At 42.5% G+C, this 11,766-nt stretch carries 8 protein-coding genes; 2 read left to right on the forward strand and 6 right to left on the reverse strand.

What is annotated here, in order from left to right; all coding sequences use genetic code 11:
- Window positions 1-435 precede the first annotated feature (435 nt).
- Window positions 436-1,509, forward strand: coding sequence for a PQQ-dependent sugar dehydrogenase (locus ACK8OT_RS18845; RefSeq protein ID WP_410198052.1), 1,074 nt, complete (start codon window positions 436-438; stop codon window positions 1,507-1,509).
- A 116-nt stretch (window positions 1,510-1,625) separates the two neighbouring features.
- On the opposite strand, the gene ACK8OT_RS18850 is transcribed toward ACK8OT_RS18845, so the two are convergent.
- From ACK8OT_RS18850 to ACK8OT_RS18865, 4 genes are read right to left on the reverse strand one after another with little or no spacing between them, the layout of a single operon-like run.
- Window positions 1,626-2,489 carry a DUF7281 domain-containing protein gene (locus ACK8OT_RS18850; protein ID WP_410198053.1) on the reverse strand — a complete coding sequence of 288 codons (864 nt, stop codon included), beginning with the start codon at window positions 2,487-2,489 and terminating at the stop codon, window positions 1,626-1,628.
- On the reverse strand, window positions 2,486-3,727 hold the full coding sequence (locus ACK8OT_RS18855) for a hypothetical protein (RefSeq protein ID WP_410198054.1): 1,242 nt from the start codon (window positions 3,725-3,727) through the stop codon (window positions 2,486-2,488). The genes ACK8OT_RS18850 and ACK8OT_RS18855 overlap by 4 nt, the downstream gene beginning before the upstream one ends.
- Entirely contained in the window at window positions 3,728-4,369 is a 642-nt protein-coding gene (locus ACK8OT_RS18860; RefSeq protein ID WP_410198055.1) for a hypothetical protein, read from the reverse strand.
- Entirely contained in the window at window positions 4,366-8,124 is a 3,759-nt protein-coding gene (locus tag ACK8OT_RS18865) for an ATP-binding protein (RefSeq protein ID WP_410198056.1), read from the reverse strand. The genes ACK8OT_RS18860 and ACK8OT_RS18865 overlap by 4 nt, the downstream gene beginning before the upstream one ends.
- A gap of 292 nt (window positions 8,125-8,416) precedes the next feature.
- On the opposite strand from ACK8OT_RS18865, the gene ACK8OT_RS18870 reads away from it, so the two are divergent.
- A complete protein-coding gene (locus ACK8OT_RS18870) occupies window positions 8,417-9,271 on the forward strand; it encodes a BrxR family helix-turn-helix transcriptional regulator (protein WP_410198057.1) in 855 nt (284 codons plus the stop codon).
- A 164-nt stretch (window positions 9,272-9,435) separates the two neighbouring features.
- Here the strand turns inward: ACK8OT_RS18870 and ACK8OT_RS18875 are convergent, their stop codons facing one another.
- The gene (locus ACK8OT_RS18875) at window positions 9,436-11,166 is read right to left on the reverse strand and encodes a class I SAM-dependent methyltransferase (protein WP_410198058.1); all 1,731 of its coding nucleotides are present in this window, start codon (window positions 11,164-11,166) and stop codon (window positions 9,436-9,438) included.
- Between the two features lie 349 nt (window positions 11,167-11,515).
- Window positions 11,516-11,766, reverse strand: a 251-nt coding sequence (locus ACK8OT_RS18880) for a hypothetical protein (RefSeq protein WP_410198059.1), incomplete at its 5' end; no start/stop codon positions are given.

An 11,766-nucleotide genomic window follows, 5' to 3' on the forward strand; every position in this document is an offset into this window, starting at 1 on the left:
GAATCGCGCAAAAACTGTTGAACAATACGAGGAGTCCATATAAGCGGCTTTTAAGCCGCGATTAAAGATATACGACAAAGCCGAAAACACGCTATTGAAACCGTTGATTCGCGATTTAAAAATCTCCTCCACAATCGCGTAGGAGCGGCTTTTAAGCCGCGATTAAAGATATGCGACAAAGCAAAAAACACGCTTCTGAAGCCATGGATTCGCGATTTAAAAATTGCTCCTACATAAGCGCGGTTGATTCCTTCGATCCAACAAATCCCAGCCCCTGTGGGAGCCGAGCTCGGCGAATCTCACCATCCCCGCACACCCCACAAGCTCATCTCCATTGACTAAACTTGTAAAAACCCCCTTAAACAGTAAAACTGGATCCGCCATGCTAACGTACAATAAAACAACCAACTCAATAAAATATAAGAAGATAATGCTATGAAGCTGCCACTTCGATTTACCCTTATCGCCCTTAGCTTAATGTCGGCTAACCCCGCGCTAGCATGGCAGACAGAAAAAATCGCCGGCGGCTTCACCCTGCCATGGGGCATAAGTTATCTCGATGAACAAACATTACTGGTTACCGAGCGTGAAGGCATCATCAAGCGACTGGATCTGACCAGCGGCACGCAAACCGCCCTAGCGCAAATTGACGTTATCGCCAAAGGCCAAGGTGGCCTGCTCGATATAGCTCGCTCACCGTTTGCCAATGACACCTTTTATTTTACCTACAGCAAAAACCAACAAGGCCAAGGCGCAACAACCCTTGCCATGGCCAAATACCAAAACGGCAAATTTAGCCAATGGCAAGAATTATTAGTAACCGAGTCACGCAGCAACACCTCACGCTACTTTGGCTCACGCATTACATTTGACAACAACAGCTTATACTTCAGTATTGGCGATCGCGGCGTACGCGAAAACGGCCAAGACACCCAAACCCATGCGGGCAGCATTCTACGCCTAAAACCCGATGGCAGCGTGCCCAGCGATAACCCTTTCATTAACGATGCCAACAAACGCAATGAAATCTGGAGCTATGGCCACCGCAACCCGCAAGGCATTTGGTATGACAGCAAAACAAATAAACTCTGGTCTATCGAGCACGGCCCACGCGGCGGCGACGAAATCAACCTAATCGAAAAAGGCGCTAACTACGGCTGGCCCATCACCTCACACGGCAAAGAATACTGGGGCCCCGTTGCAGTGGGTGAAGCCAAAGAAAAACCCGGAATCGTCTCACCCGTTAAGGTCTACGTCCCCTCCATTGCGCCCGGCAGCCTAGTGCTCTATCGCGGCGACAAATTCCCAGAATTACAAGGCAAACTGATCGCCGGCGCACTAAAACTCATGCACCTCAATGTCATCACAATAAATGAACAAAACCAAGCCATCGACGAAACGCGAATATTAGAAAACCTCAACGAGCGTATCCGCGACGTAGAAATCACCCCAAGCGGCGATATCCTCTTCGCCACCGACAATGGCAACATCTACCGCCTAACCCGCTAACTAGCTAAGGCTTCAAGTTCTTTTCTATTCAAAATTGCCCAGGTAGTTACACACAATGATTATCACAGACTCCGTTTCAGCTGCCTGCTTAATAGGGATTACCATATGAGTTAATACTAATCAATAAGCTTTTCGGCGATCAAAAGGCTCTGATTTCGGATCAAGTGCTCTTGCGTAATAGCCAGTGTATTCTTCTCAATGAAGGCTAAATGCTTTCGCATTGATGCGCTGACATCTCTGCTCTTGAGCCTATCAAGCTGTTCTAGTTGCTTCAAAAATTCATCTAGCTTGTTGATACTTTGGAACAACTCCAGATTTTTGACAGGTACAATCCAATAGTGTTTATCATTACTTAGTTGGTCGATCATATCTAAGCCTGCTGGATCGTAATCATAGAAAAAGCCTACTTCAACGGCATTGTTGTCAAAGCATTCAATCAGAGTCGCTAGGTCTTTTTGGTTTTTTCCGTGACCACGGTAAACGAGCACAGCGGATTGCCATTCATCTGGCAAAGAGAGTACAACTTCTTTCCATCTAACCATTAGCTCGCCATTTTCGATAATAAGTACTCGGCTAAAACGCGGGAAATCTAGATCATCCAACTCTACAGAAGCTACATACCTAGCTTCTTTTGGTACATCTAGCTGGTTCTTTAAAGGGATATTCACATTACCAGCTAAGCTAATGAGCTGCTGAAACACACCACCTTTTGCCGACTTCTCGCTAATACCAGGGCGTGCAGTATCCATCCGAGAGTTGCTACTCTGTTGAAAGGTCAGAAGATTTTGTCCCAATGTTGAAGTAAAATACTTTTCAATTTCCCTCAATTCTGAACGGGATAAAAGAATTGAATTGCCACTAACAGCCCCGACTTCTACGAGCCTGCAAACTTCAGTATTGGACTTGTTGGCAGGAATCCTCTCCCTCGAATTAACAACAATCCTCTTAGCAGCATTAATTAGCGATAGAGATAGCGTCATTTAGCACCTCCGATTGTTTCAAAAACAATATCACTAATAATCACATTACCGTCATAAGGTAATACGACTTCTCTTTCTTCCTTAATTTGGACGATACTCTTCAAACCGACTTTTTGCGCACTAATGTATCCATCGACCAGTAAAAGCCAGTCCTCTAGTTCTATATCGAGATCAAACAGTGTATAGCTTTGCGCAGCAGATAGAGGGAGAATGTTAGGGTTGGTTTTTATTGCCTCAAACATTAACTCTAGCGCTTCATCTACCTCGTTTAGTTCAAACTCTTCTTCATCTTCACGGACATCCGTAACTTCGATACTGTCTAAATCTGAAGCTTTGCCTTTTTTCCTCTCACAGCTAGCAAGAGCCCTTACAGCCAAATCAATTAAGTCATCAGCTTGGATGTCGCTGTTAGTATTTCCATAGGCTCGTACTTCTGTTTTCGAAACCTGAGACAAGCAGTCAGGCAAACATTCAATGGAATCTATAGATGGTGAAAAGGTTTTGTCATCTTGGAACTTAGCTGCAAAAACATCAATAATGCGATTAAGCTTGGAAGATTTCTTATCTCGCTGAAGCTTTGCCAACATATCGACCATTTTTTTGTTTGATACATTTAAGTCCTTCAATGCTATATCGATTTTAGATTTAAGTAGCTTCAAAAGAATTCGCTCAAGGTGAATGTCAGTTTGTACCCACTCCCTAAGCTTTTTCACACTTAAATGCTCGAAGATACAATTGATTCTACCGATCTCACGTTTGCATCGACCGATTTGACGAATTTTGTCATCAACATCAGTGACCATGCTAAATTCATCCGCAACGATCCTATGAAAAGAAGATACGGTCTCAACCAAGGCGTCATTTATCTCGACTGTTATCTCTCTAATTTCATCTAAGTAGTGTTGTTTTTTATCATCATTGAAGTCCTTAACTCGTCGGTAACTGTCAACGGCATAATCCAAGTTTTCAATCTGATTAGAAAACTCACCATGACGTTCTCTGAATCTATAACGACTAGTTACCCTATCCAGTAAACGTTTAACAGACGAATGAATTTGGACTCCATGCTCATCATCTAAGTGATATGCCAACTGATGTTTTGTAAGCGCTGCAATTGCAGCTTTATTGCTTTCACTATGATGAAGTACTCCAGCTAGCTCATAGCAAGCCTCGTCTACTACCTCAGTATGAGTACTTAGAGCTCGCACAGCTTCTTTTGACTCCACTTGTCGAGACATCTAAATTAACCCCATTTGAGTATCTAATTCATTTCCACCATCAGCTTCACTTTCCAGCATCCCTTCATTAATAGCGATAAACTCCAAAGTCTCATAAAGCAATGACCATTTCGCTGTAGCGATAAAGAGAGAGCCAGTTGATGATGGAGATACAAAGTATCCTTCTTGGACAAGATAATCTAAGATCGACCTCAGCTTCGTTTTACTCTCTTTGCTTTTATGAGCTCTTTTAAGCTTATGTGCAATATGATCAAGCTGATTTTGAAGTGAGTTACTTTCCTCAATTGCTGCGAGTAACTCTGACTCCGAAAGTTTGCCACCAGCCATGATAGGTCTGGAGTCTGAGTCAATATTTCGGGCTAGTTTGAGCCAAGCGATTATCCCTTCCATCGTCTGCGAAAAAACTTCAAAGTCTTTGAGAACTTCGTTTTTCTTTCGAGTGTTATCGATGTTCTCGTATCCACAGTAAAAACCTAGTCCGTCTTGTGTTTCGACTGTTGTCATGCTTATTCGAGACAGGTATTGGTTCATGTCACTTCGGTTTCTGGTATCGGATAAGTATGTGTACTCAATAGGAGATGCATATTCACAGATCACTTTTTTACTCATGAGCAGTCGGAAAGCCGATTCAAACTTATTCATTCAACCACCTCCGTAGACTGATTTAGTTTCGACTCAGAAAGCAATGGATTGACTCTGCTTCTACGTCCACCAATAAATGATTTGACACCTACATTCTTCACTATGTGATTTTTAGTCGCGAAGTACTTGTAAGTAGCTGGATGCAGATCTGGCTGAGCAGTGAACAAGCAAATACCTTTTTGAGCCATCATGTCGAATAAAATAGCCAGGTTAGAAATAGAGATTTTCCCTAATTCGTCTAGCGGCCAGTGAATGGCAACGTCTTCATCCTGACACAAGAATCGAGTCATCCCACAGAAAACAACGATAATAGCTAGTTTGGAAATCCCTTCGGAGCCGACCTTTTCTAAATCTTCATCATTTCGAACCACTGCTGGGCGTCCATTCTCAACAATCGTTATCTCCATCTCGACCAAAGACTCTAGGTTTTTAGATATCTGAGCCTCTTTAAATGAAGCCAACAGTTGCTTGAAAGAAGCAAGAAACGCTTTGGAAGGTAGACCTCTTGAGGTTTCGCCTGACCATCTATCCAATTCGACACTAAATAGATTAAGGTCTTTCCAAAGATCAAAAGTATGGATCTTGCTTGATAGTTTGATGTGTATGCTGTCGATAGCAGGAAAAGGATTGCCCGTTTCAATCGACTTGTCCAAAGTGCTCGAAACTGAATCTACTTTACTATTCACCTGTTTAAGGGTTTGGTGGTAGTTAGAAATCTGAGTCGAGATTGAACGAAGAGTTTCAATTTTAACATCTCTAACATCTGGAATCACGTTTAGGACAAGTCCCTCTAGATCTCCCAAACAAGCAAGGGAAAATTGAGGGCTGTCATAGTTAATAGCGTAATCATATTTGTCTGAAAGCTTGGTCATGGTCGCAGAACGCATCTGCTCCCACATCATCTTTATTTCATTATTGTCATCCAATCCTAAGATTGTGTTACTTACATCTTTTACTTTACTAACGATTTCTTTCTTAAGCGTGTTAATCGCAGTGATTTTGTCCGTCACTAGACTCACGGCATGCTCAACAGAATGAAACTCTAAATCTACAGAGACATCTTCTAAGCTAGCTAAATCTGATTCATCGACCGCTTTTTCCAAGTTATTGGTACAAGTTGTAAGCTGCCCTATAGCCTCCTTGACTGTAATTAGCTCCTGTTCATCCAACTTAATTGAAGTCGCTACGTCATCGATTTTTCTGCCCACCGATTTTTCATAATCGTCTCTCTTCGCAACGCCTCTCGCGATCTGTCGCTCTAAATCCAGCTTCTCAGAATTATAAGTATCAATATATTTCCATTCTGCTTCGAGCCAAGTGTGGTAGTCGATAATTAAAGCTTGAAAAGCTTTGATCTCCTCACATTGGCGTTCGAGCAACTCCCACTTCAACTTGGCACTTTCGATGCTGACTGGATCTACGCCTTTATTCATCAACGCCTGGTTGAACGCTAACTTGCAGTCGCTGATTCTGTCTGAAGTCACCTTTTCTTTATCTTTGATCAGAGCCTCAATAGCACTTTTTTTCGCGTCTTCTTCTGACAACCTATAGTCAAAGTTAGCTTTCACCTGAACACGCTCCTGTTGGTGGCGCTGTTCTTCGTTTTCAAGTTTTGCTTTCAAGTCGGACTTAATGGCAAAAGATTCAGACTCTAGTACGCTTTTTTGTTTCTTAACTTCGTATGTACGACTTTCAGCATCACTTTCAAACTGGGCTGTTTTTTGATCCTTTAGGAGGTTAAGCTTACTCAGTTCATCCTCCAAGACTTTTGATCTTTGACTCTGAATTTTTACTTCTTTCTGAAGCTTCTCTGTTTCTTGCTCATCACTTTTTGCTCGACTCTTAGCTTTCTCTTCGCGTGTTTCTGTTTCTAACTCTTTAATTTTTAAAGTACTTAGACGCTCTGAAAGCTTTTCTTCACTAAGACAAAAATCAGGAAGCGAAATTGAATCAAGATCCAAATGAAGACCGAACATTGACTCAGTCGTATCGAGGTCGAAAAATGGCTTTAGATTCTTTGAATTTAACAAGTTAGGGTCGATTACTTTACCTATATTGCAACGCCAACCAGGCACCTTCTGTACTAAAAACTCGTTGAGTGACCCTTTTGTAGGCAACAATGCACGACTTACAGAAATGATTTCATCTGAAATTTCTTTCAGCTCATCCCTACAAGCATGGTAAGCCGATAGACTGCCCTCATGAGTTTTGGTTGCTTGACGAAGTTGTTCATTTAAGTAAATTACAGTGTTTTGCGAAGCATTAAACTCTCGCCGTTTTTTATCAAGATCATTCTCCAAAATGCGTAATTCCGCCTTCTGTTCTGACGTAAAATCAAGAGATTGCCCTTCAAGAGTTGCGAGTCTAAGCTGTTCTTGTTTTATTCTTTCAGACTGTTCATCAAAGGCATCTTGCAGCTTTTTCTTTTCAAAGTTGAGGTCACTCTGCATCGCCTCCAAACGCTCAGACTTTTGCTCTACTATCTCTTCCTTAGCCTTAAGAACGCTATTGATTTCTTGTTGCTTACGAAAGCGAAAATCAGAACATTCAAGCTCCAGTTTTTGTACTTGAGACTTAAGTTCCGTTTCTTCTGTTCTCACATCTTCTAGCAGGTTATCGTAGTGTTTCTTAGCTGACTCAGCCTCCCTCAACATATCACTCAGGCTATTGTAGAGAGTGATCTTCCCTAAAATATCATCTTCGCTTTCATACTTATCGCGCTTGTTGTAAATTGCATCAATAATCTTGGACTTCCTTTCAAACTCAATCCGTTGATTGTTTAATTCAGAGTTGAAAGTGTGCAATTTACCTTTCCTCTCATTAACCAGAATCTCATGCAGCTCCTTCTGTGAGCGAATCTTGTCTGAGAGTTGAGTGTCACTTAAGGCTAATTGATGCAGGTAGGAAGTGATTTGAGCTCGGTACGAGTTTAATTGCTTGATGTACTCTTCGAGACTGTCTTTGTTAGCTAGTGCTTCATCGAATTTACTTTTCTTAGTTTCTAGCTGAACAAAGACATCCAAGCTGTTTATTAACTCGCTATACTCTTTCTTATAAGGAACGTCGTCCATCGATGTGTTATTCAAGAAACAGTCCACAATCATCGTCTTAAAACGACTCAACATTTTCTTGTGGCGCATCATTGTCGCCGTCAAAATGTCGATATGATTCATGTTATGGCTCGCAGAACACAGCGAGTACTCATGGGCGATTGCAACTAAGTTTTTACCCGTACTACGTCTTTGGGCCAAACGCTTTTTATTGTTTAGAATTACTGAGCGGTAATCGACACTAGTTTCAATTTGCGAACTTACTGACATTGACTGAGACACAAGGTTTTTAAGCCATGTTCGAGTTTCACTTCCTTGCTTAATTAGCTCGTCGTACAAATGCTGAGAAAACAATTGTTCAGCGGTTCCTGTCAAAAACCTATAAGCGACACTGGAGCCATTTCGATACATTACAGAACACTTTCTCTCACCAAGTTTTTCATATTCAAACACGATGACAGATTTTGGGGTGGGCAAGTAGTAATCAACAAAGGAAACTTTATCCGCTTGTCTATCCACCAGCTTACTCGGATCGGCTCCATAGAAAGCTGGAAGTAAGCTTAACAAAGTGGATTTACCAGCTCCGTTATCACCCGTATTGTTGCTATGCCCGATAGCCTTGACCTTGAATAGTTTCCCAGGGATAAATGAGTGGAAAAGTACGATCCCTAGTAGTTTTGAGCTTTTTGTTTCAGATTTATTCATTTCTTTCATCACAGTGCGGTAGAGATATTCTCAACCCCTCGGTTAGTGAATGACCTACAACAAACTTACTGACTCGGCTGCCACTAAGTAAGTCCATTATTGTGTTTCCAACTTCCACCAGAGTTAAGAGGCTGCGTTTAAGATAGAAATGCCTCAACACTGTCAACACCCAAAAAAGCCAAATGTGTCGTGTCTACTAGCGGTCAAAGAATCAACTAATGTTATATTACACTGGAATCAAATGATTCGTTAGAGTAAATTAGTACAGTTCATTTTGATAAGGGTAATCATTGTGCGTTGTGTTGAATCTCCACAAACCAAACGACTAAGGCTTATTGATTTCTATCTCTGCTTCTTTGGGAAAGTGAATCGCTCCGACCTTATTCAGCACGGTGATATTGCCGTTGCTACAGCAAGCCGCTCTTTTAATGCTTACAAAGAACGTTTTCCAAACAACACGGTTTTCAACGAAAGCATGCGAGCATACATGAGGTCATCATCGTTTAGTCCAGCTTTTGAGCATGACCCAGAAGCTGCTCTGAGGTTAATAGCATGGGGTCAGGAGCTTAACTCAATTCCAGTAACAACTTATGGTGTGAGCAGCTTCGCAACAGTGTTGGATTCACTATCCATTGATATCGTCTCTCAAGTCACAAGGTCGATCCTTAATAAACACTGTATTTCTGTCCTGTACAGTTCCTCAACTAGCACAGAGACTAGAACCCTGACGCCTCATTCTCTATTCAAAGGGCTTGGGGCTTGGCACATCCGTGCTTGGGACAGTAAAAGACGTAATTTCCTGTGCTTTAGAATCAGTCGAATTCTTAAGGCACAGCAAACTGACAGCTCATACGACAAGACTATAGAGGACGATATTCTTTGGAACCGTTACGTTGTCCTAAGTGTTGCACCGCACTCTAAGCATGAAAATAGAAATGACTTAGCTATTGATCTAGGTATGAAGGGGCAATATGTGAGAAACATTACAACCAACGAGGCGTTAGCTGGTTACGTGCTCAATGACCTCCACGTAGACTGCACGCCTAATGCTTCTTTGCCGCCACATGCCTTCAACTTGCAGTTGATGAATAGACACGAGCTAGAGCATGTCAACTCGATTATTGCTTTGGTTCCTGGCTTTATCTAGAATTAATTTGACATAGCGATATCTTAATGTGAGGCATTAGCGAAACAAAAGTAGCGGACTCATGTGTCAAAACCACTCAGACAGGGTTATGCAATGAGTTATTACGAAATTTGAATATTTCTATCTGAACTATGCATCTAAGAGGTCTCTTTTTAAACATATCTTTACCCCCACTCCCTCAATTGCTGCATTTCTCTGAGCCTGTCACGTTGTAATCTCAGGGCTTCAAAGATGTCATCTACTGAGGTGTTACTGGCGTTAAGGCCCGGCAAAGCGATGTTGGCTTGGGCTAAAAATCGTTGCCGGTGACTCTGGTTTTTTGACTCGGACAACCAAGCTTGTTGCCACCAATCCAAGATGCGATCTTTTGCCTGCGTTAACTTTTGTGCACTGGGTAAACGGTCGCTTTTATCACTGTTGGCTTTTGCATCAGATGGCAGTAAGTTCCATAGATCGTTATTAGGCCAGCGCGCAAACGGCATACAATGATCAACGGCATAGTCACTATGCAGATTCTTCGCCGTCCACACACAAGTTTGGGGCTGCTGAGTGCGTAAGCTTTCAAAGCGTTTTCGCACTTCTGAGGTATCGTGTTTTGCTTCTAGCCAATTCAATGCTCGATACAAAAAGGCCTGTTGCTCTATCGGTTGATACTTATGATTGCCTTTATAGTTGGCCATAATTTTCACCCACTCGGAAATAAGCACCGGCTCTATCCAGCAAGCATATCGGCTCAAAGCTAACCATAAATGTTCTGGCAATGAAAACTCACCCCATTGGTTTAATGTGTCCAAGTCTAAAAATAGGCTTTCCTTGGCGGTAACGGTTTTACTATCCACTTCGAACACGGCAACTGGGCTATTTGGGTAGGTAATAAAGCGACACGGCATGTCTTTAATATTTTTTGCGCAGTGGGATAACATTCGTGTGATGGCTTTGGCCTGCTCGCCAATAAACATATTGCCAATGCGATAGTCACTGGCTGGAAGATCCACCAGCTGACCCCAGCCATTGGCTTTCATAAAGCCCATGTTCGGTTTGCTATTGGGGGTTTGATACAAGTCGTGCTTGTCGATGAGGTCTTTATATTGGTGCGCCCAATAAAGAGCGACTAATCCCATGGGTAAGATCACGCGATCATCTTCACGGCGCAATACAGCACCGGGGTGGCCATCTGCAATGCGCAGTAATACCCGTAACAGCGCTAGCTTATGAGTCGCCGATTTACCATCGTTTAAGGCAACATGGCGTATAAAAGGAAATGCCCCACTGCCGTCATCGGGTAAAGTGAGCACCACGGTTTGCCATGTTACAGACTCTCGGCCAATTTCATCACGTTGGCTGTCGGTAACTAATACTGGACTCAGGCCAAAGCTGCGTGCCAGTTGGCATAATTGGTCGCTACATACCTCAAACATTTTTCTCGCATCGCCACTTGGGCCATGGCGCAGTGAAATGACTAACGTGCCACCGGGTTTGAGCAAGTTAGCGAGTTTGCGCAGTGAACGGGCGCGTTGTGACTCGGGAATGTGCATCCATACTGCGCTGAGTAATATTAAATCGAAGCTGATTTCTTGTTTGGTCACTTGGGTTAAATCGGGCAAAGAGTCTTGCAGCCAAGTGACATTTAAACCTTGGGTATGCTGTTTGCCTAAGTTAGCGAGCAAATCTGCTGGCTCGATGGCGGTAACATGGATTTGATTTGGTTGCCCTTGCTCGGCTATGTATTTGCTATCACGACCCGCGCCCGCCCCTATGTCTAACACTCTTGCAAACGGCTTGGCTAATATCGGCGACAAAAAGTGCAACCACGGCTGGTGTACCTTGTTAAAGGATTGCGCTAGATAGGTTTGCGCTAGCTGCTGAGCATGTTGGTTGTAAAAGTCGATAGACATAAACACCTGATTAGTCGGCAAGGTTGTAATTGGGCTTAGAAGTAATCGTTCAAACCGCTAAAACATAGTATCAGGTTGTATCTGATTGAAAATTTTAATTTTATTGTTTTTTGAGCTAGGTCTGATTGTTGTTTGGTGATGTAACAATACCATTTTCGTCAGCATCGTTTTTTCGCTCGGTTTGTTCTATAGGCCACATCTGTTCAAATTGTTTCAGTCGATACGTCGTAGTTGGACTCATCAAAACACAGCATTACTATCAACTCGCTGTTGCCGCCAGCTAGCAAGTCCGTTGCATACGTTGCCGTGCGGCTGTGGATAATTTGCCTTACGAAACAGCTCCTAGTTGTTAATTAATGATTCTGTCTTTCAGTCTAATTTTTAGTATGTTGTATAAAGATTTTATTGATTCATCAACACGCAGTTTGACTTTATCCAACCAGTAAATATCAATAAGTAGATGTATATCCTTAGCTAACTCGATGAGCTCTACTTCAGTCAGTTGTTCCTTCTTACATTTCCAGGACATTGATATATCAATAATGACATACCTAACGTCAGTCAATTTAGGTTTGATGGTGATGGTGCCAAGATGCGTTG

Source organism: Motilimonas thetidivivens (assembly GCF_046452435.1).
Taxonomy (GTDB): Bacteria; Pseudomonadota; Gammaproteobacteria; order Enterobacterales; family CBDFNC01; genus Motilimonas.